We start from the raw sequence: 23,956 nt of genomic DNA, 5'->3' as shown, positions 1-23,956 counted from the left end.
CCGTACTCCTCCGCCACGGTGATGCCGAGCACGCCGAGATCGCCCATCTTCTTCCAGGCGTCCATCGGGAACTGGTCGGTGCGGTCGATCTCCGCGGCGCGCGGAGCGAGTTCGGCCTGCGCCCAGTTGCGCACGGACTCGCGCAGCATSTCGATRTCTTCGCCGAGGTGGAAATTGAGGCCTGGAAGTTCGTTCATAGGAGTGCTCGTTATGTTGTTCAGTGGGGCTGCGGGAAGCGCAGCCCGATGTCAGGTGGAAGCCGGGCCGGAGTCAGGCGGTCTTGGTCTCGTCGAGTCCGAGTTCCTGTGTCATGCGGTCGCGCATCACGAACTTTTGCACCTTGCCGGTAATGGTCATGGGCATCTCGCTCACGAAGCGGATATAGCGCGGAATCTTGTAGTGCGCGATCTGGTCGCGGCAGAAGGCGCGGATATCGTCCTCCGTGGCGGTCTCGCCCGGCTTCAGCACGATCCATGCGCACACTTCCTCGCCGTACTTGGGATCGGGCACGCCGAACACCTGCACCGCCTGCACCTTGGGGTGGCGGAACAGGAATTCCTCGATCTCTCGCGGGTAGACGTTCTCGCCGCCACGGATCAGCATGTCCTTCACGCGGCCGACGATATTGCAGTAACCCTCTTCATCGATGGTGGCGAGGTCGCCGGTATGCATCCAGCCATCGCGGATCGCCTCGCGGGTGCGCGGTTCATCGTCCCAGTAGCCCTGCATCACCGAATAGCCGCGGGTGCACAGCTCGCCCTTCTCGCCAACGGGCACGATCTCGCCCGCGCCGTCGACCAGCTTGACCTCAAGGTGTGGCTGGATCAGCCCGACCGTGGTCACGCGCTTTTCCAGCGGGTCGGTGGTGGAGCTCTGGAAGGAAACCGGGCTGGTCTCGGTCATGCCATAGGCGATCGTCACTTCCGCCATGTGCATTTGCGAGATCACGCGCTTCATCGTCTCGATGGGGCAGGGCGAGCCAGCCATGATGCCGGTGCGCAGCGTGGAGAAGTCGTATTTCCCGAAATCCGGGTGATCCAGCTGCGCGATAAACATGGTCGGCACGCCATGCAGCGCCGTGCAGCGCTCCTCGCTGACCGCCGCCATGGTGGCTGCCGGTTCGAACGCCTCGCCAGGGAACACCATGCAGGCGCCGGTGGACACGCTGGCCAGCACGGCCAGCACCATGCCGAAGCAGTGATAGAACGGCACCGGGATGCAAAGCTTGTCCTGCTCGGAGAACCGCATCGCCATGGCGATGAAGCGTCCGTTATTGACGATGTTCCGGTGCGTCAGCGTGGCGCCCTTCGGTGCGCCGGTGGTCCCGCTGGTGAACTGGATATTGATCGGGTCGTTGCGATCCAGTTGCGCGGTGATCGCGTCCAGCTCCCCGGTGATGGCGTGAGTGCCATGTGCCAGCAGCGCATCGTAGTTCAGCATGCCCGGTGTCCGCTCGCCGCCCATGCGGATCACCCAGCGCAGCGTGGGCAGGCGCGCCGCCTGCAACGCGCCCGGCTCGCAGCTTTGCAGCTCCGGCGCCAGGGTCTGCAGCATTTCCAGGTAACGCGACGTCTTGAACGACTCCGCCGCCACGATCGCCTTGCAGCCTACCTTGTTCAGCGCGTATTCCAGCTCCGACAAACGGTAGGCCGGATTGATATTCACCAGCACCAGTCCCAGGCGCGCCGTCGCGAACTGGGTCACCAGCCATTCCACGCGGTTCGGTGACCAGATACCGATCCGGTCCCCGCGCTCCAGGCCCAGCAGGCGCAAGCCGCCGGCCATGGCATCCACCACCTGCGCGAACTCGCGCCAGCTCCAGCGGATTCCCTGCTCGCGGAACACCACCGCCTCGCGGTYCGGGAAACGCGCCACGGTTTCCGCGAGCAAGGCCGGCACCGTCAGTTCGGACAGGGGGATGTCGGTCCGGCCCCGTACGTGGGAGAGCCCGCCAATGGGCAATGTGGTTGGGCTAGCGGCACCCTGTGTGGTCATACTTGTCTCCAAAGCGCTGTCGCAATCATGTCTGTAACGTGATTTCTTGAGCTTTATTCAACTTTGTTGAGCGAGGCTCAAGTCTCGGGGTGCGCATATTATCTCGTCCCTGGGCCTGCCATCCACGCGCCGGACCAGTAGCGTTGAGTGGAAAAGTACACGCTAGACCGGAAAATTGCAACCTAGACTTGAGTAAAGATCAATTACAATGCGATGACAGGGCCGAGGCGGCGCACAGGCACGCCCGGGCGCACGTTTTCATGCGGCGCCGCACTATAATCGCCGGCTTCCGGCAAGCGAGGTAACACGTCGATGGACGACATCATGGTGCGGCGCCGCATTCCCGCGGGCGCCAAGGCGGAACAACGCATCCGCGACATCCTCCGCGTGAGCCGCGAAGTCTTTGCCGAGATGGGGTACGAGCGGACCACCACGACCGAGATCGCCCAGCGCCTCGGCATCTCCGAGGCCACCGTGTTCACCTACTTCCACGGCAAGCGCGAGCTATGCGTAAGGGTGATCGAGGACTGGTACGACGAGATCATCGCGGCGGTGGAAGAGGGCATGCCGCGTGACCAGACCACCAAGGCTCAGCTCGAGTTCTTTGTGCGGACCCATTTACGGCTGTTCCTGATCCAGGGCACCGGCCTGTGCGCGCTGGTTCTTTCCGAGGGCCGCGCCAAGGGCCCCGGGCTGGGCGAGGTATTCGTGCCGCTGCAACGGCGCTACACGGCGCCGCTGATGGATATGCTGGCGCGGGCCAGGGAGAATGGGGAGATCCGCACCGATTTGCCGCTGAGTTTGCTGCGTTCGGCGATTTTTGGGCCGATGGAGCACATTCTCTGGGATGCGATCGCCAGGCAGCGGCCGGTGGATATCGAGCGGACCGCCAGGGACATCGTTGCGTTGCTCTGGCCGGCCTTGTTGCCGCCGGATCTGGAGGTAGTGGCGTTGCGGGAGTTTTATGGGGAGGTGGGGGCGGCTTTTCGGCGGGCGGGCGGCGGGCCGGTATAGGGCCAGGTGTTCCGCGCCTTGGACAAGGACTCCACACTCGCCACCAATGCCGCCCGTTCCGTAGGCTACGCTAGAGATAGTCCGCAACGGGGAGTACCACAATGACTGACGAAGAGATCATCTTTCAGGAGTGTGGCCTGCGGATCGACAGGGTCGGCGAGCTTGCGCTGCTGATCGCGGACGTGTTCAACGCTTGCCGCGCAAGCAAGGCCAGTCTCAGGCCATCGGGGCTTGAGGATTCCCTGTTTGCCCGGCTGGTTGCGACGCAGGCCGTGGCCGGCTACCTGGTGGCAAGCGATGTGCTGCTCGGGCTGGACCGGCGCATGCACATACTGGCCGAGAGGGTCTGCTACGGTGTCGTGCTGAAGGAGCCATTCGGTGCCGGCACGGACTTCGTCGTCGTCCGGGGTACGGCCAGTCTGCTTGAGTGGCTGGTCAACGCAGAGTGCGAACTGGTCGGGGTACCGTCCGTCACGACCGCCGGGAAGGTCGAGCTGGGATTCTCGAGCATATTCACTTCCATGCAGTTCCTGGCCGCCGATAACACGGGGGACGCCCAACCGCTGCTTCCGAGTCTCATGAACGTGGCAAACGGCAACAAGCTGGTCGTCACGGGGCATAGCCTGGGGGCGGCCATCGCAAGCTATCTCACGCTAGGCCTGGCGAAGGCGGGTATCGGCGGTGACAAGCTGGCGGCCTGTCTCTTTGCGTCGCCGCGGCCTGGGGACCAGGGCTTCGCGGATGACTTCCAGAGCAGGGTTGATAACTACATTGTGATCAACCACGCGCTTGACGCCGTGCCAAAGCTGCCGAAAGAGATTGCCGGCTTCAGATCGCTCCGGGACGTGTTGACATTCCCCAACCCGAACATTCCGCCTGTTGGCCCGACGATCAGGGATGATCTTCTCTGCCATCACCACGCAGTCTGCTACGCGGCGCTGGTGGCGCCTGGCGCCCTGGGCGCCTACACCGCGGACGCGGGAGTCGCGCCCGGCAAGGTTTCCTGGGCCAGCCTGCTCACGGCAAACCATGACGAGATGAACTGTGTCGTGACGGACGTACTCCTCGCGCAGCAGAATCTGGACCGCCTGCGCGGGGCATAGGCCAGGTCCGGCCTGCTGCGGCGTTCCGTTCGGAAGCGACGTTCGGAAGCGAAATACCCGGCGACTGGCGCGATTGAATTTGCTGGCACGGTTCGCCGCGATTGCAGGCTACACCACCAGCGCTGGCAGGATGGTCGCCAGAATGCAAGGCGCTGAAGGGTTGGCAGGTTCGGTCGCGGCGCAGTCCCACAGTAGCCACACAGCAGCCCAAATGAAAAAGGGCTCCCATAACTGGAAGCCCTTCAAACAAATAGGTGGTGCGGCTGGCAGGATTCGAACCCACGACCCCTTGGTTCGTAGCCAAGTACTCTATCCAACTGAGCTACAGCCGCACGCGAGGGCAGAACTATATCGCAATCGTGGGAAAATGCAATCTATTTTTGGTTAATGCATGCACGGAATGTGCGGCGGGCTCTTGTCGTACCCCAGCCAATGGCGCGAATAAAGCCGCGCGACGAGCGGGTTCAGAATATCTCGAACTGAACCAACGCATGGCCCCTCTCCTTATTGCCGTTTCCCGCGGACGCGAACCTGCGTTGCGCGCCAAATGCCGTGCCCGACCGCACACAACTCAGGCGCCCCTACGGAAATGGGAAATTTTGCGCCGGGTAATCCCCATTTTTGCGTGTCGTGGGGTGTGGGCGTACCGTCCAATACGCTTCGGGTGAGGCGTGCGGCACTCGCGCCGCCGGCCGATTCCACTGCGCGGCTTGCCTCGCCACCGCGCCGGCCCGGCGCGGGTATCACCCCATATGGTGTTCCCGGCCCCTATCGCCAATAATGGTCTAACTGACATTGCCGGACGAGGGCGCGCCATGCTTTATAGTCCCGATGCAATTCGTACGATTGCCCTGCTGGGGCACGCGGGGTGCGGCAAGACCTCGCTGGTAGAAGCGCTGCTGCACAAGGGAGGCGCGCTGCATCTCCCGGGCAGTATCGAGCGCGGCACAACGGTCTGCGATTCCGATCCTCTCGAGCGCAAATATCGCCACTCCCTCACCTCCGCGGTCGCGCACCTGCACTATCGCGACACCCGCATCTACCTGCTCGATACGCCCGGCTATCCCGATTTCTCCGGCCTGTCGATGAGTGTCCTCCCGGCAGTCGAGACTGCCGCCATCGTCATCAACGCGCAGACGGGCATCGAGATGACGACCCGGCGCATGATGGCCTGGGCGCAGGATCGCAAGCTGTGCAGGATGATCATCGTCAACGGCATCGACAAGGAAAAGACGGATCTGCCCGCGCTGCTGGCCGACATCCAGGAGGCCTTCGGCAAAGAGTGCTTGCCGATCAATCTCCCGGCGGGGCGCGCCGGCGAGGTCGCCGACTGCTTTTTCAGTCCCGCCGGCGAGGCGGACTTCCTGTCCGTGGCTTCGGCTCACGACGCGCTCGTCGATCAGGTCGTGGAGATCGATCCCGAGTTGATGGAGCTCTATCTGGAGCAGGGCCAGGCGATCGCGCCGGAGCAGTTGCATGCGCCGTTCGAGCGGGCGCTGCGCGAAGGCCACCTGGTGCCGATCTGTTTCACGTCGGCGGCCAGCGGCGCCGGCATCAGGGAACTGCTCGACGTGTTTGTGCGCCTGCTGCCTAACCCGACCGAAGGCAATCCGCCGCTTTTCTACCGTGACGCGGGCGAGCGCCGCGTCGCCGTTCGCGCCGAGCCGGTGCCCGACAAGCATGTGCTGGCGCATGTCTTCAAGATCACGATGGACCCGTATCTCGGCAAAATGGCCGTGTTTCGCATCCACCAGGGTACCGTCTCGCGCGACAGCCAGCTCTATATCGGCGACGGCCGCCAGCCCTTCAAGATCGCGCATCTGCTGATGCTGCAGGGCAAGGAGCGCGTCGAAGTGCCGCAGGCCGGACCCGGCGATATCTGCGCGGTGGCCAAGATCGACGAGATCGCCTTCGATGCCGTGCTGCACGATGCCAGCGAGGACGGCAACATCCACCTGGTCCCGCTCGATTTTCCGAGGCCGATCTATGGCCTGGCGATCGAACCGGCGCGGCGCGGCAACGAGCAGCGCCTGTCGGAAGTCCTGCAGAAACTCGGCGCGGAAGACCCGTGCCTGCGCATCGAGCATCCGGCCGGCACCAATGAAACCGTCGTGCTTGGCCTTGGCGAACTCCAGTTGCGCTGCGCGCTCGAACGCCTGACCGACCAGTACAAGCTCGAGGTGGTGACGCGGCCGCCCAAGATCGCCTATCGCGAAACCATCGGCGGCAAGGCCGAGGGGCACCACCGCCACAAGAAACAGACCGGCGGTGCCGGCCAGTTCGGCGAGGTGTTGCTCCGCGTGGAGCCGCTGCCGCGCGGCACGGGCTTCGAATTTGTCGACGCGGTCAAGGGCGGTGCGATTCCGGGGCAGTTCATTCCCGCCGTTGAAAAGGGTATCCGCCAGGTTCTCGAAAGCGGGCCGCTGGCCGGCTTTCCGATGCAGGACGTGCGCGTTACCGTGTTCGATGGCAAGAGCCATTCGGTCGATTCGAAGGAAGTGGCGTTCGCGGCCGCCGGGCGCAAGGCCTTTATCGATGCTGTGCTCAAGGCGCGGCCGAGTGTGCTGGAGCCGATCGTGGATATCGAGGTGACGATGCCCGAAACGGCGATGGGCGACATCATCAGCGACCTCTCCGCCAAGCGCGGACAGGTGCGCGGCACGCGTACGGCGGCCGGCAACAGCGTCGTCGTGGCGGGGCAGGTGCCGCTGTCCGAGCTCAACGACTACCAGTCACGCCTGAACAGCATCACGGGCGGACACGGCAACTACACGATCCAGCTCAGTCACTATGAACCCGTGCCGCCCGCCCAGCAGGAACAGATGGCTTCGCAGCACAAGTCGCATGGGGAGGGCGCGGCCTGACGGTGCGGCAGGCCGATGGCCGATGGCGCCGGCGGTATCAGGCGTTCAGCGCGGGCAGGTTTTGCACTCTCAGCGTTTGTGGCACCGACAGTGAGATCTCGGCCGCGCGCAGCCGCTTCAGGATCTCGAACAGCAGGTCGCTCTTTGTTTCCGTGGCGATCCGCGGGCTGCCTACGTAGCCCGTCACGCTCAGCGTGATCCCGTTCGATGCCAGCTGGCTGAACGTGACGGACGGCGCGGGCTTCTCGAGTATCGCCATGTTTTCGCGGTAAGCCTCCAGCAGCAGATCGCGCACATGCTCGGGGTCGATGTTCAACGGGAACGTCAGCTGCAGCGTCGCCACACCTTGCGTGCTATTGCTCATCGTCACGTTGCGCAGGTTCTGCGATATCAGCTGCGAGTTCGGCACGATCACGGTGGAGCGGTCGCCTAACTGGATTTCCGTCGCGCGCACGTTGATGCGCCGGATGTCGCCCTCGACGCCGCCGATGCTCACCATGTCGCCSACCTTTACCGGMCGCTCGGTCAAMAGGATSAGSCCCGASACGAAGTTCTTSACGATCTCCTGCAGGCCGAARCCRATMCCSACCGACAGCGCRCTGACGATCCACGCGAGGTTGTCCCATTTGACGCCCAGCAGCGACAAGGTCAGCAATACGATCAGTACGTAGCCGATATTGCTGAACAGCGTAACGAGCGAGACCCGCAAGCCCGGCTCCATGCATACCTTGGGCAACAGCTCCGCATCCAGCCAGCGCCGTACCGAGCGCAGCAGGTAGATGCCAACCGACAGCGCTATGGCGGCGCTGAGGATCCGATCGGGCATGATATTGAGGCGGCGCAGCTTTTCTCCGCCGAGCACCGTGAGCAGGCTGTTCAACAGATCGCTCGGTGTCGTGCCGAAGCCGCCGGTCAGCAAGGCAATGACCGCGACCAGCAGCAGCAGGCTCGTGCCGATGCCCGACACCACCGTCGACGCCTGCTCGAGATGGCTGTCGCCCAGGCCGAACAGCTGCTTGATGACTTTGCCGCTCGAATGATGCAACGAGAAAACGCACTCGCAGACGTCGCGTGTCAGTTGCGTCAGCAGATACAGGCTACACAGGACGATATCGACCCAGACGAGTTCGTAGGTCAGGAAGCGCGCGAAAGTGATATAGCCGATAAGCAGGGCGAACAACGATGCGATCACCGTAATCGTCACGCCAGCGTGGATCATGCCGGCCAGCGTGGAGCGCGCCTCGGGCTGCTCTCCCGCCGCGCAGAGCAGGGTGCGCACGCGGTTGGCGCGCAGCAACGCCGCGCCGATTGCCAGGACCACGACAAGCGACACAAGGCCGCGGCCCGACAGCGTGACTTGCAGGCTGGTATCGGCGCTCCGGTTCAGTTGCTCGAGCGTGCCGGCCAGCAGTAACAGGCCGGCGAGGACAGCGGGGAACGGGCTCATCGCCAGCGCGACCCGATCGGCGAGTGCCGGCAGGCGCCATGACGGATGACGCGTGCATAGCAGCGCCCGGCCGAGGCCGGAAATCAGCGCGCTGGTCAGCGTCAGCTTTCCGAGTTCGCTGATCAGGTCTTGCAACTGGGGCGGCGGCTCGTAGTATCGGGTGAAGGCGAAGCAGACGATCTGTACCGCGACCGCCGTCGTCACGACGGTCGCGAGGGCTGTCGCCAGTGCGAGCGCGCTGCGCCGCAGGCGGGACTCCGGCAATCGCGTCAGGCAGAACCACGCGAGAGCCCGCTCGATGAGCCGGCGGCCGATCAGCCAGACAGCCAGCGCAAGGAGTACGAGGAGGGTGGTGACAGCCTGCTGACCCGGCTGCCAGGCCAGTTGCCACAACGGGACGACCTGCTCCCTGAACGCACTTAGCCTTTGCTGGTCTTCCGGTGTCGGCTTGAACAACGGCATCCAGAACTGCGCGCTCAGGATGCTGTCCGAGCGCAGCGCCAGCTGGTTCTTCAGCAGGCTGCGCTGCAGCTTGGCGATCTGCCCGGTCAGGTTGGCTACGTTCTCCTTGTCGTCGGCCGCCTGTTTCAGTCCGTTGTCCAGCTGCGTCTTGCGCGCGTTGAGTTCGGCCCGCTGCTGCGCGACGGCAGGTGCTTCCGGCGTCGTTCCGGCGGCGGGCGCCGGGCCGAGCACATCGAGCTGTGCCTGCAACTGCGCACGCTCGGGCAGCAGTGCCGCGGTCAGCTTGTCGACGTCGCCCGCCAGTTGCTTGATGTCATTGTCAAGCCCTTCGAGCTGCGTGCTGCTCGTGGCGGCCGACGCCAGCTGCTTGATACGGTCCTGTTCTGTCTGGAGCCTCTTCAGTTCAGCGACGGCCTCGGCGTGCGAAAGTGATGTTGCGAGCTGGGCGTCCGTACTTTTTACGGTATCGGCGGCGGCGGCTGTCGGCAGCGCGGCCGGGCTCAGGTGGAATAGCGCAATCAGCACAAGGCTCAGCGCGAGCTTGGGGAGTTTGCTCATAAGACAAAAAAAGCTACAGATCGGCTAGCCGGGCAAGCAATCGGGCACTTTTCCGTGGATGGCCCTGGTTCGCCAGACGGCGCGTTGCCAGGCTCGACGATCGGGATGTTGGACGGCCGCGGCGCCGATCAAACGGGAAGTCGATCAGACGGCTGGGGCGCGATTTCGGTGGCGTGCTCTTGCTCTGGCGGAGAGGACGCCCGGTACTGGGCGGTCAGTGCGGGACGCTGCGATACGATGCCGTGCGGGCGGTAAGCCGCTGCAGCAGGGCCGGATTGGCGGCCGAACTGGCTTACTCATCGCTTGCGCAGGCCACATCGCGCTGACCAGTCTGGTGGTGGCGGTGGGCCGGGGTTTGACCTAAAGAAGCTGCATTATACATAGGCATGCCGGCGCTCCCGATCGTGCGGTTTTTTCCGGTGTCCGCAGGAACGGAGCTTGCCAAACAGCATATTGGCTCGCCAGGAATCACTGCATGACAAGGCCGTCGGCCATCTGGTCCAGCGCCATGGGAGTGACTTCGGATGAGCCGTAGACCACGCCAGCCACAGGCGCGGTACCTGCCGCCACCATCATCGTCTGGACGGGTTGTTGCGCCCTGAACGAGACCGAACCTTTAGTGACACTGGCCGCTGTCACGGTATAGGTGCCCGCTTGCAGGTTCCCCAGGGTCGTCGATTGCCCCACAGTCTGCCGGTAGCCGCCGGGGCCGGTGACCGTGACGTTGGCGGGCGTTCCCGCAGGCAGGCCCGAGATGATGATGGAGAGGGTGCCGGGCTTGCCGTCACCGGCGGTCACTTCGACCTCGCCGCCCCCGCCGCACGCGGCGACGATGAGGCAGCAGGTGCCGAGAAGTAAGCACAGGGCATGTCGGAGCGTGGACGTCATGGCTGGCTCCCGTGGAGGTTGGCCGCAATGGAATCATGGCGGCGCGGCAACACGATGTCCAGTCCGGGGACTAGCTCCGCAATGCGTCGGCCATGGCGCGAAGCGCCAATGTGTAGCCGGCAACGCCAAGCCCGCAGATCACGCCCGTGGCCGCCCGCGAGATGATCGAATGGCGATGGGTCTCTTCGCGCGCGTGGATATTCGTGATGTGCAGTTCAATGACCGGCCGCTGAATCAGCTTGACGGCATCAAGCACAGGTACGGATGCAAAGGAAAACCCGGCCGGATTGATGATCACGGCGGCATTCTTTTCAAAGGCTTCCTGGAGCCAGTCCACCATCGTGGCTTCGCTGTTGGTCTGACGAAAATCGCAGTCGATCCGCAATTCGTCAGCCAGCCCGGCGACGCGTTGTTGCACCTCGGCAAGCGTGGTCGTGCCATACAGATGCGGCTCGCGCTTGCCCAGCATGTTGAGATTGGAGCCGTTCAGCAGATATACGAGTTCGGTCATGGTCTGTGCCGCGCGGCCAGGGGCTGCGCGCGTCGTGGGTTAGCGGGACTGGCTGGTGCCAACTGAGAGGAAAGGAGCGCCATCGGCCATGTCGTTCGGCGCTTCCGCGCGGTTCAGGTCGATGCCACGCGTTTCGGGCGCCGTCAGAATCATGGCCAGCGAGATGAGGTTGAACGCGACGCACACCGCAACGACGCCCCACGGTGATCCGTTGCAGACTGACAGGAGCCACACCGCAACGACGGGCATCGGACCGCCGGCAATCAGGTTTGCCCCCGTGTAGGCAAGTGCGGATCCCGAGTAGCGGACATTGGTCGGGAATGCTTCGGCGAACGCGACCGGCTGAATGCCGCTCTGGAACTGGGTGAAGCCGAGGAAAAGCCCCATGATGGCAAGCATCGGCAGGAAGCTCTTGGTGTCGAGGATCTGGAAGTAGACGAACAGAATCAGCAGCGTCGCAACGGAGCCAATGGCCAGCGCCTTCTTGCGGCCGATCTTGTCGCTAAGCATGCCGCCCGCCAGTGCACCGAAAATCGCGCAGACGTTGGCACCCATCAGCAGCAGGAAGCCGGTCTGCTTGGGCACGGCGAGCGTCTTGGTGATGTAGCTCAGCGAGAACACCACAATGAGATAGAAAATCGCCGCGGGTCCGCAAAAGAAGAGCATCCAGCGCAGCACCGTTTTTGAATGGAACCGGAACGCGTCGCGCAGCGGATTGCCGGCTTGCGCCACCCTGTTCTTGCTGAGTTCCACGAATGCCGGCGTTTCATTGACCTTCAGGCGGATATACACGCCGACGATCACCAGGACGAAGCTCAGCAGGAACGGCACGCGCCATCCGTAGGACTCGAAGGATTCCGCTGACATCGTGGAGGCGAGGAGAAGCAATACGCCGTTGGCAAGGATCTGGCTCAATGGCGAGCACAGGCCCAGCAAACCGGAATACTTGCCGCGCCGGTCCGGACTGGCGTGCTCGATTGCCATCAGTTGAGCGCCGGTCGATTCGCCGCCGAGCGCGAAGCCCTGCAGAACGCGCAGCAGCACCAGCAACACCGGTGCCCAAACGCCGATCTGTGTGTAGGTGGGCAGCAAGCCCATCAGCACGGAGGACAGTCCCATGATCGTGACGGTGCCCAGCAGCAGATTGCGGCGCCCCAGCTTATCGCCGAGATGGCCGCAAATGATCGCCCCCAGAGGCCGCGCCGCCAGGCCGACACCGAACGTGGCCAGCGATGCGAGGAGCGCGGATGTCGGCTCCATCGCGGGAAAGAACAGCTTGGGCAGAATCGTAGCCGCCAACGCCCCATACAGCGTGAAGTCAAACCACTCTAGTGCGGTGCCAATGGTGGCGGCTGCGACGGCGCGCGTGCGCATTGCCGCATCGGCGTGGCGCGGTGTCTCTTCAGTCATTTTGTCTCCTAGCGTCTCTTGCTGGGGATGGCATGCAGCGCTGCCATCCGGTGCCGTTTGAATCCGTCCAACAACGTTGCCCTTCGTGCCGGTTGGAGCGGTGAATGCATGCTAGCAGCGGTTTGGGAATGCCATTCCGAACTTGACGTATTGGTATTTTTGTTGAATAGTAAAAAACTATATATTTCATTGGCAGGGAACTCGCCATGTCAGGCGTACTGCGCACACTTGGAATCCTCGAATACCTTTGTACCCAAGTCGAGGCCGTTCCCCTGGCCGCCATCGCCGATGATCTCGATATCCCGCGCAGCGCGTGCCATCGCCTGCTGGTCGATCTCAAGAACGCGGGCTATGTGCGCCAGTTGCGGGACCACGGCGACTACATACTGACGACCAAGCTGGTGGGGATGGGACTGGGCTTTCTCGCGACTTCCGGCATCGTCGATATTGCCCAGACAAGGCTGGACCGGCTGGCGGAGACGTCGGGTGAACTCGTTCGCCTGGCCATCGTCGACGGGGACCGCCTCACCTGGGTGGCCAAGGCGCAAGGGGCGCTGAGGGGGCTGCGGTATGACCCCGACATGGGCATGGACACCATTCTTTCCTGCAGCGCAACCGGACATGCCTGGATGCAGACCATGACGGATGAACGCGCCCTTGAACTGGTGCTGAAGCAAGGCTTCGGCCAGCCCAGACAATATGGCCCCAATGCGCCAACCACCGTCAAAGCCTTGCTGGGCTTCATCCACAAGGCACGGGAGCGCGGCTATGCCACCATCAATGAAGTGTTCGCACCGGCAATGTCGGCCATGGCGGCGCCCGTCCAGCGCCGGGGGTATCCCGCAATTGGGGTGATCAGCATTGCGGGCCCCCTTAGCAGGCTCAGCGAGGCACGCATGAAAGAGCTGGGCCCGGCACTGCTTAGTGCCGCTGCGGAACTGGCCGCGGCTAGCCACGCCTCCGCGCTTTTCAATCGGACTTCCTAGCCGGGCAAGCGCAAACGGGGCGGGCCGCAGCCCGCCGTTTTCCATCAAGCCGCCTGCGCTTCGCGCAGTGTTTCAGTTGTGCGTGCCGTCCGTGAACGGATCGCGACGATCCGTAGCCTCGACGATATCCTCTTCGCTTGGGATGTCGTGGCCCAGGCGTCGTCCCCTATGCATGTCGCGACGGCGGCTGACTGCTCGATCAGGCTGCCCATCGCAAACGCTCGTATGCCATCGATCTTGCCCCATATCAGGCTCGACGGTCCGGCATCCATCCGGTCTTCACGCCAGGCTCCAGTATTTTCCTAGTGCCCAAAGCAACCCGCTCAGCGTAAAGAACGACACGATCGTGGTCACCAGCAAAGTCACTGCGCTGAAATCTTCCTGCCCATAGACCTGCCCCAACGTCGCATAGATGCCCATCATTGGCATAGCCGCCATCAACACAGCCGCCATCCGCAGCGAAGGCTCGATCTCCCCAAGCCCGAGCATCGGCACCATCGTGATCGCCACGAAAACCAGCAACGGATGCAGCACCAGCTTGCCAAGAACAATCGGCGCAATCCGTGAGCCGTGTCCGCGCATGGGAAGCCCGACCAGCGTGCCGCCAATGACAAACAGGGACAGGGCACTACAGGCAGTTGCCAGCATATCGACCGTGCGTATCACCGGCCCGGGCAGTTTCAATCCGAGTACCGACACGGTGAGCCCCGCGAGCAAGCCGATAATCAGCGGGTTATAGGCCATCCGCATCAGCGATTTGCCCAATGCACGCCATTGCCCGGCGCTGCCTTGCCTGCTCTCGGCCATGCAGAGCAGGAAAGGGATGACCAGCAGGTTCTCCACTGTCATGTTGAGCGCAAGCGATACCCCGGCCACAGGGGCAAGGGTGAGCAGCAGGATGGGATAGCCGACATAACCGCTGTTCGAGCACGACATGCCCATCGCGTAGAAGGCGCTGGTGGCCGGATTCAGCCCGGAAGCCCGCCGGCACCAGAAATAGCCCAGGCCGACCATTGCCCATGATCCGAGGCAATAGGCGAGCAGGTAGCTGACATTCAGGATCTCCCCAAGCTGCCGCTGCGACAACGTCCGGAACAGCAGCGCCGGCAACGCCAGATTGATCACGAACCTGCCGAAAACGCGCATGTCGGCTTTGGCGAAGATCCCCGAGCGGGTCATCGAGTATCCGATCAGGATGGCGATATAGATCGGGGCGATGATGGCCAGGATGTCGAGCATTAGGTGGCTTCCGAAAAAACGTCCGTCAAGGCTGGTGCGCTGGCGCGCGCAACGCGGCCATCATGCCGCGGTGCCGGGGAGGGCAACCACGGCAGGTTGGCGGCGTTGCGGCTATTGTTCTTGCAACTGCAGGGGCCACTGGCCGCGCTCAGAACTTGTGGCGTATCCCGGCCATGACGCCCAGCCGTGTGCTGTTGCCGAACGTATTGCCGCTGTTGATGAAGGTGGGGGAACTGTTCAGCGGAATCCATGCGCCGCTCAGGTGGGTGTAATCGACTGCCATATAGACGTCGGTCCGCTTGCTGAAGTTGTAGTCCAGCATCGCCGCGGTGGTCAGGCGCTTGCCGCTTTCGCCGGCGTGCTTGAGCCAGTCGTACTGGAAGGTTCCGATCAGGCTCAGGGCTTCGGTGAGGTTGACGCGGGTGCCCACATAGCCGACGTTGTTGCGGTAGTCCGCGACATCGAGGCGGTTGTTGGTATAGCCCAGGTAATACTGCGCGCGCGCGGCCTTCCAGGTGCCGCCCAGGCCCCAGACGGTCTGCTTGCTGGCTTGCGAAGCGGGCACGGCGCCAAAGAAGGCGGAGGAGACATCGTGCGTGACCTGGTAGACGGCGCCAACCTCAAAGGGACCGGAACTGTAGACCAGCGAGCCGGCTGCGGCGTTGCTGGCCGAGGTACTGCCGGCGACTTCGCCGAAGGTGTAGGCGCCGGCCACCTGCAGGCCGCCGAAGGACTTGATGTACTTGATGGTGTTGTCGTAGCGCAGGCCGGTGTAATTGCCGCCCTGGTACCCGACGATGGAGTTGTTGGCGAAGGCCATGGCCTCGTAGGAGGACAGGATCTCGTGCGCGAGGGTGTACTGCCGCCCCAGCGCGAGCTTGCCGTAATCGCCATCCAGTCCCACCACGGCTGTGCGTCCGAAGAGGCGGCCGCCTTGCTGGCTGATGCCGGTATCGGGGTTAAAGCCCGACTCCAGGATGAAGAAGGCCTTCAGGTTGTTGCCCAGGTCTTCGGTGCCGCGCAGGCCCCAGCGGCTGCCGGTCAGTTCGCCGTCGGTCATTTGCCATTTGCTGTTGCCGGCAGCGTTCTCGTGGGTGGAGAAACGAATCGTGGTGTCGATCAGGCCATACAGGATGACGCCGGATTGCTGCGCGAATGCTGGCCATGCTGCGCTCCCCAGGATAAGCAGGGCGGCGGCTTTTTTCATATTGATACTCCTCCGGTTGGCTTTTGATATTTATTGATATCAATAAATATCTATTGATATCTTTTAATCCATCTTGATAAGTCGCCGCAGTGCGGGTCGCAGGCTGCCTCAGGCGAGTGCCTTGATCACTTTCGCTTCGCCCATGGCCTCTTCCCGCAAGCGGTCATAGTCCCGCTTGTCCATGGGGACCGCGCCGGGCTCGCCGAGGTCGCTCATGCGGATGCGATGGGTTTCCCGTGCGCTCCATGCGGCGATTGCCGCGATGATCGTGACGGTCAGGGTGATCGCGCCAACGGTGAGCGGGATATTGGCCGATCCCGGAGGCGCTGCCATGGCGAATAGCGCCGGAAGCAGGGCGGTGATGGCGGTGCCGGCGTTTTGGGCAATAGCCATGGCCGAGACGCGGGAGCGCGTCGGGAACAGCTCCGGGTAGAAGCTCGGGAACACCGCGTTATAGCCTTGGTAGACCACGCCCCACATCAGCAGCGACGAGACGATCGCCAGCGGCACGTTATGGATGCTGATGGCGTAAAGGTAAGCGAACGAGAGCAGCCCCGAGCCCAGCGCTCCGACGATGATCGGCGGCCGGCGGCCGATCTTGTCGGACAGGTTGCCGACAAACGGAATGACCAGCACGGCGAGGATATTGCCCGCGACCGGAATCCACAGATAAAGGCTCTTTTCAAAGCCAATGCCATAAGCCGGTTGCACCGCGTAAGCCGCGCCGAACACCGTGGCGACCACCGGGATGACGTTCATCAGGGCAACGCATACCACCCGGATCATGTCCTTCCAGCTGTATTTGAAGGCTTCGATGATCGGCGAGCGAGGCACGGCGCTGCCCTTCGCTTCCTGGGCAAATGCAGGCGTTTCATTGACTTCGCGGCGGATGATAAAGCCGGCGACAAGCACGAAGGCGCTCAGCAGGAAGGGAATGCGCCAGCCCCATGCGTTGAAGGCATCGGCGGGCATGTAGTACGCCAGCGGCAGGAATACCGCGGCGGCGAGGATCTGGCCGGCCTGCACGCCCTGGAGCGTGAAACTGGCGTAGTAGCCGCGTCGGCCGAACGGGGCGTGCTCGAGAATCATCGAACTGGCGCCGGAAATCTCGCCGGCCACCGCGAAACCCTGGATGAGGCGAAGGACGACCAGCAGCACAGGGGCAAGCATGCCGACCTGCTGATACGTCGGCAGCAGGCCGACCGCCATCGTCGAGAAACCCATCAGGAACATGCACAGGACCAGCACGGTCTTGCGCCCGTGGGTGTCGCCCCAGTGGCCCAGGAAGAATGCGCCGATTGGCCGTGCGATGTAGCCGACGCCGTAAGTTGCCAGCGACGCGACGATCGCGATCTTGGGGTTGCCCGAGGGGAAGAAGATCTGCGGGAAGATCAGGGACGCGGCCGTCGCATAGATGAAGAAGTCATAGTATTCGAGCGCCGATCCGATCCAGCCGCTCGCGGTCGCCTTCTTCGTCTGGCGTGCGCCGTGTGTGTCACGGTCGATGGTGGTAGCCATGTTGTCTCCTGTATTTGGTGCCTGAAAATTAAGCGATCGCCATGCCCCGGACAAGCTCAATTCGCGCAATTTGCGCGCTAATCGCGCTACTTGCGCGTTAGACGACCGAAAGTCGGGTTTTTACTAGCGTGAGGGGTTTTCCGGGACATGCGTCGGCGTCAACTGCGGCGACAGCGCTGGCAAGGTGTGCACAGCACTTGAGCGCCAGTCGAGCGACCTGATCGCCACGGTGCCGCCAACCGCTGGCTGCGCGGTATCTGCGAGGCGGGAGATCAAGCGCGGCAAGTTGGAGGCTGATGCCGATGCGCCGTGGGCGGGGAAGCGTCGGTGAAAGGGGGGAAGAAACCGCGAACACGTTCATTGTCAATGTGATCGCGGAAAGGCGTGTCCGGCTGCGAGGCACGCTTGTCGCTACCGCCGCTTTCCGCAACGGATAGCCGCCAGCGCGTGCCCCTGGCTCGCGCTGGCGTCTCCAGGACTTAGTCGCCTTTGAAGCCGGATGCCTTGATGACCGGCGTCCAGCGAGCGGCAAGCGCGTTCGCATACTTGGCGACTTCGTCAGCCGTACCGCCAGGCAGCAAGTCATAACCGGTGCGGCCCAGCTTCTCGCGGACATCGGGCATGGCCAGCACCTTGCGCGCGGCCTGGTACCACTGCGCGGACACCTCGGGCGCGGTGTTGGCGCGCACGTACAGCAGGTAGCGCGACGAGGTCACCAGGTTTGGAAATCCGGATTCCGCAAAGGTGGGCACGTCGGGGAGGGCATCCGCGCGCTTGTCGCCGGCCACCGCCAGCACGCGGAGCTTGCCGGCGCGGTGGTACTCCATGAACGAGGTCGTCGCGTCCATGCCCGCCGCAATCTGGTTTCCCATCAAGTCCGTCACCAGGGCGCCGCCTCCGCGATAGGGCACCAGGGTGCTGCCGGTACGGGACTGGGCCACGAATTCCCCGGCGAGGAAGTGGAGCAGGGTACCAACCGTGCTGATGCCGATCGAATGGTCAGCGGGACGGGCTCTGRCCGCCTGGACAAACTCGGCCAGTGTCCTGGCCGGAGAGTTTGCATTGACCGCCAGGCCAAACTGAACGCCGGCCACGTCGGTGATCGCCCTGAAATCGGTGGCGGGATTGAAACGCATATTGTTATAGATCAACGGGCCGATGAACATCGGATCGACCGGCGCCAGCAGCACGGTATGGCCGTCTGCCGGAGCGTTCTTCAATACCTCCGCCGCCACGCGGGTGCCGGCACCGGGCCGGTTGTCGACGATGACGGTCCGGCCAAGCGTTTCCTTGAGTTTCTCGGCCAGCAGACGGCCCATGAAATCGGCTGGTCCCCCGGCCGGGAATGGCACGATGATGCGAGACACGGATTGCCCCCATGCGGCGCGCGAGATCAGGCTGCCGGTGCACAGGGCGGCGGCGGTGCCGGCCAGCATGGCCCGGCGCGAAAACCGCGCAGGGGAAGTCGGGTTGCGTTCGTTCATGGGAGTCTCCTGTTTTGATTGCGGGGGTTGTTATCGGGCGGTGAACGGGGTGAAGCGCGCGGCGTCTTCTATGACCTGGCCTGCCTGCAGCAGCAGATCCTCCCGGAAGCGCCAGGCCAGCAGTTGCACGCCGACGGGTACGCCGCCGGCCATGCCTGTGGGCACCGAGAGGCCCGGCACGCCCAGCATGGCAGTGGCTAGCAGCGGGCTTTGGGCGTCAAGCAGGGCGTGGGTTTGTTCCAGCGTGCCGATATCGGCGTCCTGCGGGCATGGGCGCTGCCATGACACCGGCATCAACACCAGCGGATATTCATGCAGAAAGACCGACCAGTTGCGGCCCAGTGCCTGGCGCCGGGCCAGTGCATCGAGGAAGCCGTCGCGGTCGGTCTCCGGCATGCCCGCCAGCATGTTGCGCTGGCTGCGCCGCATGGCGTCGTCGCCATGTTGTTCCACGCCCGCGACGATATTCCGGCGGCTGTCGTCAGTCGTCAGCGTGCGCCACAGGGCGGCAGCTTCCACAAAGTCCGGCAGCGCGGCTTCCTCGACGGCGTAGCCGGCCTGCTGCAGCCAATGCGCCGCGCTGTCCAACGCTTCGCTGATTGCTGGATCGATGGGGATGCCGGGGCAGCGTTTGAACAGCGCCACGCGGATAGGGCCCGTTGGCGGCGGCAGTTCCAGCGGTACCGGCACCCAACTGGGGTCACGCGCGTCATGGCGCGCCATCGCGTGATATCCAAGCCGCAGGTCGGCCATGTTGCGTGCCAATGGTCCCTGCACCGACATGAGTTGCGGTGTGATGCCGCGCTCGACGCTGGCAGTGGGGTTGTACGCGGGTACCCGGCCTGTCGTGGGCCGCAGGCCAGGCACGCCGCAGGCATACGCCGGATAACGGATGGAGCCACCGATGTCATTGCCATGTGCCAGTGCGCCCATGCCGCAGGCCACCGCGGCAGCGGCGCCACCGCTGGACCCACCAGGCGTGATATCCGGGTTCCAGGGATTCAGCGTGCGCCCGTGCAGACCGTTGTCGGTGAACCAGCGCGACGAGTAGGTGGCCGTGTTGCTGCGCCCGACGATGATGGCGCCGGCATTGCGCCAGTTGGCAACCACCGGGGCGTCTTCGCGCGCGATATTCTCCCGCAACGGGATGACGCCGTTGGTAGTGGCATGGCCCGCCTGGTCCACATTGATCTTGATCGTGACGGGCACGCCGTGAAGCGGCCCGAGTTGCGCTCCGCTCGCGGTCATCTGGTCGGCCGCATCGGCGCTGGCCAGGGCCTGCTCGGCCAGCACTTCAGCCAGGGCGTTGAGGCTCGGGTTGAGCTGTTCGATGCGAGCGAGTGCGCTGGCCGTGGCCTCGCGGCAGGATATCTCGCGCCGCCGTACCGCGGCGGCAATGTCGACGGCGCTCCAGCGCCACAGCGTTTCATGGGGTTTCACGTGGGACTCCAAAAATTAGAGCAAAAACGATCCCGCCCCCATTGGCCGACGGCTGATGGGAGTATGGCGGGGAGGGGGCGGTGCCGGCGGGCGAGACCCACGCGGCCAAGGTCAGTCGCCCGGACTGATCAGCAGGCTGCTCCGGTCGACCCGCGACTCGGCTTCGAGGGCCAGGGCTTCGGCGTGCGCCATATGCTCTTGCATGAGTGCCCGGGCACGGTCGGCGTCGCGCGCGCGGAATGCATCCATCAGGGCCGTGTGGCTGTGGACGATCTCGTCGTCGAAGCGGTCGAAACTCTCTTGTGCGTTGCGTACCACGATCACGCGGCGAATGATGTCGTTGAGCAGGCGGCAGAACAGCGCCAGCATGGGGCTGCTGCAGGCATCGGCGAGCCGGTCGTGAAAGAGCAGATCCGCTTCGCGGCGCTCGTTCCAGTCCTCGCTGCCGCCATGCGCCGGATGGCTCAGGCCGATCAGCGCATCGAGATCGGCCAGGTCGGCCTCGGTCAGGCGCAATGCCACATTGGCTGCCAGTTCGGGCTCAACCGCGCGGCGCAAGGCATATAGCGTCGCGATATCGACCGGCTGGAAGTAGAGGAAGTTGGAGACAGCCTCCAGGCACTGGACGTAGGAGGGCTGCGTCAGCGTGGCGCCTCCGTTGGGCCCGGTAGTGACGGTGACCAGGCCCTGCACCTGCAAGGCGGTCAGCGCTTCGCGCACCGTTCCGCGGCCGACGCCCATCTGCTCGATCAGCGCCGCCTCCTGCGGCAACTTGCCGCCCACTTTCTGGTGCGTCTGGACAATCCAGCGCTTGATACCGTTGACTACCTGATCGACGCGCTTTACGCGCTTGCTGCCGGATAACCCGGGCTTGGGGGCGTGAGGCATTGCTGACTCTATTTATGATCATAATTATCATAATTGGTCAGCGGCCCGATTTTTCCTATGCGGGTATTCCCGGGGCGGTGGCTTGCGGGCATCGCGCCTTCGTGGAGGCGGCGCAGGAGGGGGCTGGCTGGCCGAAGGCCGATGGCGAGTCCCCTGGCGGCGCGCAAGGCAGCCGGGATAGGCCGTAGCGGGATACCAGCCGGGCAGGCAAAGCGTGTTTTGTGCATTTCATAATGCAAAAAGCCATCCCGTGTTTGAGCCCCCTGAAGCAAAATCAGGCAAAATTCGACGTTACTGCCGGGCTGCGACCCAGCCGGTGGCGTTCTCCAACCCATTTCTTGACCCTGAGAGAAGCAATGAGTACCCAGCAACCCACCATCATCTACACGCTGACCGACGAGGCGCCGCTGCTGGCGACCAGCGCCTTCCTGCCGATCATCCGCACCTTTACCGCGCCGGCCGGGATCGACGTCACCACCAGCGATATTTCGGTGGCGGGCCGTATCCTGGGCGAATTCCCGGAATTCCTGACCGAAGCGCAGCGCGTCCCGGACAACCTGGCTGAACTGGGCCGCCTGACCCTGCTGCCGGACACCAACATCATCAAGCTGCCCAACATCAGTGCTTCGGTGCACCAGCTGGTCGGCGCCATCAAGGAACTCCAGGCCAAGGGCTACAACGTGCCTGACTTCCCGGAAGACCCGAAGACCGATGCCGAGAAGGCCATCCGCCAGCGCTACTCCAAGTGCCTGGGAAGCGCCGTGAACCCCGTGCTGCGCGAAGGCAACTCGGATCGCCGCGCACCGGCCGCCGTGAAGAATTACGCCCGCAAGAACCCGCACAGCATGGGCGAGTGGAGCATGGCTTCGCGTACCCACGTGGCGCACATGAAGCACGGCGACTTCTACCACGGTGAAAAGTCCATGACCCTGGACCGCGCCCGCGACGTGAAGATGGAGCTGGTCACCAAGAGCGGCAAGACCATCGTGCTGAAGCCCAAGGTTTCGCTGCTGGACGGCGAGATCATCGACAGCATGTTCATGAGCAAGAAGGCGCTGTGCGACTTCTACGAAGAGCAGATGGAAGACGCGCGCAAGACCGGCGTCATGCTGTCGCTGCACGTGAAGGCCACGATGATGAAGGTCTCGCACCCCATCGTGTTCGGCCACGCCGTGAAGATCTTCTACAAGGAAGCCTTTGCCAAGCACGGCGCGCTGTTCGACGAACTGGGCGTGAACGTCAACAACGGCCTGGTCAACCTGTACGACAAGCTGGAAAGCCTGCCCAGCTCCAAGCGCGAGGAAATCATCCGCGACATGCACGCCTGCCACGAGCATCGCCCGGAACTGGCGATGGTGGATTCGGCCAAGGGCATCTCCAACCTGCACGCCCCCAATGACGTGATCGTGGACGCCTCGATGCCGGCCATGATCCGTATCGGCGGCAAGATGTGGGGCGCCGACGGCCGCCCGAAGGACACCAAGGCTGTGATCCCGGAAAGCACGTTCGCCCGCATCTACCAGGAAATCATCAATTTCTGCAAGACCAACGGCAACTTCGACCCGGTCACCATGGGCACCGTGCCCAACGTCGGCCTGATGGCCCAGCAGGCCGAGGAATACGGCTCGCACGACAAGACCTTTGAAGTGCCCGAAGCCGGCGAAGCCCGCATCGTGGACATCGCCACGGGCGAAGTGCTGCTGGTGCAGAACGTGGAAGAGGGCGACATCTGGCGCATGTGCCAGGTCAAGGACGCGCCGATCCGCGACTGGGTCAAGCTGGCCGTTACCCGCGCCCGCAACTCCGGCATGCCGGCGATCTTCTGGCTGGACCCGTACCGTCCGCACGAAGCCGAGATGATCAAGAAGGTCGAGACCTACCTGAAGGATCACGACACCACCGGCCTGGACATCCAGATCATGTCGCAGGTGCGCGCCATGCGCTACACGCTGGAACGCGTCATCCGCGGCCTGGACACCATCTCGGTCACCGGCAACATCCTGCGCGACTACCTGACCGACCTGTTCCCCATCATGGAACTGGGCACCAGCGCCAAGATGCTCTCCATCGTCCCGCTGATGGCCGGTGGCGGCATGTACGAAACCGGTGCGGGCGGCTCGGCGCCCAAGCACGTCAAGCAACTGGTGGAAGAAAACCACCTGCGCTGGGACTCGCTGGGTGAATTCCTGGCGCTGGCCGTGTCGCTTGAAGACCTGGGCATCAAGACCAGCAACGCCAAGGCCAAGATCCTGGCCAAGACGCTGGATGCCGCCACCGGCCAGCTGCTGGAGAACAACAAGAACCCGTCGCCCAAGACCGGGCAACTGGACAACCGCGGCAGCCAGTTCTACCTGGCCATGTACTGGGCCCAGCAACTCGCGGCGCAAACCGAAGATGCAGCCCTGGCCGCGCAGTTCGCGCCGCTGGCCAAGCAACTGACCGACAACGAGCAGGCCATCGTGGCGGAACTGTCGGCCGTGCAAGGCAAGGAAGCGGACATCGGCGGTTACTACAAGCCCGACTTCGCGAAGCTGGATGCCGTGATGCGCCCGAGCAAGACGCTGAACGCGGCGCTGGCGGCTGCGCAGGCTTAAGGAAGTTCCGCTGCCTCCGGTCGGGGCGGGTTGTACCTGCGCTATCCCTGACCGCTCCCTTCCGGCCCAGGGCCGGGAGGGATTTTGCTGATCGTCCCGTTGATGGCAGCAGTTGCACGATGCGCTTCGGGGCAAGGCGATGTTTTTCTTCCGGTTCGCTATGCGGAGCACTTGCAAATTCCGATCCGTTAGGTAAAATGCGCCTCCTCACCTAGCCCAGGTGGCGAAATTGGTAGACGCACTAGGTTCAGGTCCTAGCGGTGGCAACACTGTGGAGGTTCGAGTCCTCTCCTGGGCACCAAGATAGAAAGCAAAAGGCCTGCATTCGTGCAGGCCTTTTGCTTTGGT

17 protein-coding genes and 2 tRNA genes are annotated in these 23,956 nt (G+C 63.6%); 6 read left to right on the top strand and 13 right to left on the bottom strand.

Annotation, left to right across the window (positions count from 1 at the left end; translation table 11 throughout):
• Together AC1DN0_RS05645 and AC1DN0_RS05640 are read right to left on the bottom strand one after the other, a co-directional pair.
• Positions 1-197: acyl-CoA dehydrogenase family protein (locus AC1DN0_RS05645; protein ID WP_477145591.1), on the bottom strand; the 197-nt coding region annotated here is incomplete at its 3' end.
• 73 nt (positions 198-270) lie between these two features.
• Entirely contained in the window at positions 271-1,995 is a 1,725-nt protein-coding gene (locus AC1DN0_RS05640) for an AMP-binding protein (protein ID WP_477145590.1), read from the bottom strand.
• A gap of 312 nt (positions 1,996-2,307) precedes the next feature.
• On the opposite strand from AC1DN0_RS05640, the gene AC1DN0_RS05635 reads away from it, so the two are divergent.
• Both AC1DN0_RS05635 and AC1DN0_RS05630 read left to right on the top strand, forming a co-directional pair.
• Complete coding sequence (locus AC1DN0_RS05635) at positions 2,308-3,009, top strand: TetR/AcrR family transcriptional regulator (RefSeq protein WP_428180743.1); 702 nt, start codon at positions 2,308-2,310, stop codon at positions 3,007-3,009.
• Between the two features lie 101 nt (positions 3,010-3,110).
• On the top strand, positions 3,111-4,112 hold the full coding sequence (locus AC1DN0_RS05630) for a lipase family protein (RefSeq protein WP_441626764.1): 1,002 nt from the start codon (positions 3,111-3,113) through the stop codon (positions 4,110-4,112).
• Positions 4,113-4,367: 255 nt separating this feature from the next.
• On the opposite strand, the gene AC1DN0_RS05625 is transcribed toward AC1DN0_RS05630, so the two are convergent.
• Positions 4,368-4,444 (bottom strand) — tRNA-Arg (locus tag AC1DN0_RS05625).
• Between the two features lie 483 nt (positions 4,445-4,927).
• Between AC1DN0_RS05625 and fusA the strand changes: the two genes are divergently transcribed.
• The gene (fusA, locus tag AC1DN0_RS05620; RefSeq protein ID WP_477102971.1) at positions 4,928-6,976 is read left to right on the top strand and encodes an elongation factor G; all 2,049 of its coding nucleotides are present in this window, start codon (positions 4,928-4,930) and stop codon (positions 6,974-6,976) included.
• A 37-nt stretch (positions 6,977-7,013) separates the two neighbouring features.
• Here the strand turns inward: fusA and AC1DN0_RS05615 are convergent, their stop codons facing one another.
• From AC1DN0_RS05615 to AC1DN0_RS05600, 4 genes are all read right to left on the bottom strand, one after another.
• Positions 7,014-9,443: a DUF3772 domain-containing protein gene (locus AC1DN0_RS05615; RefSeq protein WP_441626760.1), complete on the bottom strand. Its 2,430-nt coding sequence runs from the start codon at positions 9,441-9,443 to the stop codon at positions 7,014-7,016.
• Between the two features lie 468 nt (positions 9,444-9,911).
• Positions 9,912-10,331, bottom strand: a complete 420-nt coding sequence (locus AC1DN0_RS05610) for a hypothetical protein (RefSeq protein ID WP_441626758.1) — start codon at positions 10,329-10,331, stop codon at positions 9,912-9,914.
• Positions 10,332-10,401: 70 nt separating this feature from the next.
• Entirely contained in the window at positions 10,402-10,842 is a 441-nt protein-coding gene (locus AC1DN0_RS05605) for a type II 3-dehydroquinate dehydratase (protein ID WP_428180835.1), read from the bottom strand.
• A 39-nt stretch (positions 10,843-10,881) separates the two neighbouring features.
• On the bottom strand, positions 10,882-12,252 hold the full coding sequence (locus AC1DN0_RS05600; RefSeq protein ID WP_441626756.1) for an MFS transporter: 1,371 nt from the start codon (positions 12,250-12,252) through the stop codon (positions 10,882-10,884).
• 206 nt (positions 12,253-12,458) lie between these two features.
• Here AC1DN0_RS05600 and AC1DN0_RS05595 point away from each other — a divergent pair, with 206 nt between their 5' ends.
• Complete coding sequence (locus AC1DN0_RS05595) at positions 12,459-13,238, top strand: IclR family transcriptional regulator (protein WP_441626754.1); 780 nt, start codon at positions 12,459-12,461, stop codon at positions 13,236-13,238.
• A gap of 279 nt (positions 13,239-13,517) precedes the next feature.
• Here the strand turns inward: AC1DN0_RS05595 and AC1DN0_RS05590 are convergent, their stop codons facing one another.
• From AC1DN0_RS05590 to AC1DN0_RS05565, 6 genes are all read right to left on the bottom strand, one after another.
• A complete protein-coding gene (locus AC1DN0_RS05590) occupies positions 13,518-14,477 on the bottom strand; it encodes an AEC family transporter (protein ID WP_477143350.1) in 960 nt (319 codons plus the stop codon).
• Between the two features lie 148 nt (positions 14,478-14,625).
• Positions 14,626-15,684: a porin gene (locus AC1DN0_RS05585; protein ID WP_441626750.1), complete on the bottom strand. Its 1,059-nt coding sequence runs from the start codon at positions 15,682-15,684 to the stop codon at positions 14,626-14,628.
• A 108-nt stretch (positions 15,685-15,792) separates the two neighbouring features.
• The gene (locus AC1DN0_RS05580; RefSeq protein ID WP_441626748.1) at positions 15,793-17,202 is read right to left on the bottom strand and encodes an MFS transporter; all 1,410 of its coding nucleotides are present in this window, start codon (positions 17,200-17,202) and stop codon (positions 15,793-15,795) included.
• A gap of 479 nt (positions 17,203-17,681) precedes the next feature.
• The gene (locus AC1DN0_RS05575) at positions 17,682-18,686 is read right to left on the bottom strand and encodes a Bug family tripartite tricarboxylate transporter substrate binding protein (RefSeq protein WP_477145589.1); all 1,005 of its coding nucleotides are present in this window, start codon (positions 18,684-18,686) and stop codon (positions 17,682-17,684) included.
• A gap of 30 nt (positions 18,687-18,716) precedes the next feature.
• A complete protein-coding gene (locus AC1DN0_RS05570) occupies positions 18,717-20,126 on the bottom strand; it encodes an amidase family protein (RefSeq protein ID WP_441626744.1) in 1,410 nt (469 codons plus the stop codon).
• A gap of 111 nt (positions 20,127-20,237) precedes the next feature.
• A complete protein-coding gene (locus tag AC1DN0_RS05565) occupies positions 20,238-21,014 on the bottom strand; it encodes a FadR/GntR family transcriptional regulator (protein ID WP_441626742.1) in 777 nt (258 codons plus the stop codon).
• Between the two features lie 356 nt (positions 21,015-21,370).
• Here AC1DN0_RS05565 and AC1DN0_RS05560 point away from each other — a divergent pair, with 356 nt between their 5' ends.
• Together AC1DN0_RS05560 and AC1DN0_RS05555 are read left to right on the top strand one after the other, a co-directional pair.
• The gene (locus AC1DN0_RS05560) at positions 21,371-23,608 is read left to right on the top strand and encodes an NADP-dependent isocitrate dehydrogenase (protein ID WP_441626740.1); all 2,238 of its coding nucleotides are present in this window, start codon (positions 21,371-21,373) and stop codon (positions 23,606-23,608) included.
• A gap of 214 nt (positions 23,609-23,822) precedes the next feature.
• Positions 23,823-23,909: transfer RNA gene (locus AC1DN0_RS05555), tRNA-Leu, on the top strand.
• The last annotated feature ends 47 nt before the right edge of the window (positions 23,910-23,956 follow it).

The sequence above is a fragment of the Cupriavidus sp. 05N39 genome, from assembly GCF_056397325.1.
The sequence above is the reverse complement of the archived record's forward strand: the minus strand, read 5'-3'. Positions and strand labels throughout refer to the sequence as shown.

Excerpts from the sequence above, each read along its gene's own strand:
- AC1DN0_RS05635 (WP_428180743.1), top strand. The coding sequence starts at position 2,308 with ATGGACGACATCATGGTGCGGCGCCGCATTCCCGCGGGCGCCAAGGCG.
- AC1DN0_RS05630 (WP_441626764.1), top strand. The coding sequence starts at position 3,111 with ATGACTGACGAAGAGATCATCTTTCAGGAGTGTGGCCTGCGGATCGAC.
- fusA (WP_477102971.1), top strand. The coding sequence starts at position 4,928 with ATGCTTTATAGTCCCGATGCAATTCGTACGATTGCCCTGCTGGGGCAC.
- AC1DN0_RS05610 (WP_441626758.1), bottom strand. The coding sequence starts at position 10,331 with ATGACGTCCACGCTCCGACATGCCCTGTGCTTACTTCTCGGCACCTGC.
- AC1DN0_RS05605 (WP_428180835.1), bottom strand. The coding sequence starts at position 10,842 with ATGACCGAACTCGTATATCTGCTGAACGGCTCCAATCTCAACATGCTG.
- AC1DN0_RS05600 (WP_441626756.1), bottom strand. The coding sequence starts at position 12,252 with ATGACTGAAGAGACACCGCGCCACGCCGATGCGGCAATGCGCACGCGC.
- AC1DN0_RS05595 (WP_441626754.1), top strand. The coding sequence starts at position 12,459 with ATGTCAGGCGTACTGCGCACACTTGGAATCCTCGAATACCTTTGTACC.
- AC1DN0_RS05590 (WP_477143350.1), bottom strand. The coding sequence starts at position 14,477 with ATGCTCGACATCCTGGCCATCATCGCCCCGATCTATATCGCCATCCTG.
- AC1DN0_RS05585 (WP_441626750.1), bottom strand. The coding sequence starts at position 15,684 with ATGAAAAAAGCCGCCGCCCTGCTTATCCTGGGGAGCGCAGCATGGCCA.
- AC1DN0_RS05580 (WP_441626748.1), bottom strand. The coding sequence starts at position 17,202 with ATGGCTACCACCATCGACCGTGACACACACGGCGCACGCCAGACGAAG.
- AC1DN0_RS05565 (WP_441626742.1), bottom strand. The coding sequence starts at position 21,014 with ATGCCTCACGCCCCCAAGCCCGGGTTATCCGGCAGCAAGCGCGTAAAG.
- AC1DN0_RS05560 (WP_441626740.1), top strand. The coding sequence starts at position 21,371 with ATGAGTACCCAGCAACCCACCATCATCTACACGCTGACCGACGAGGCG.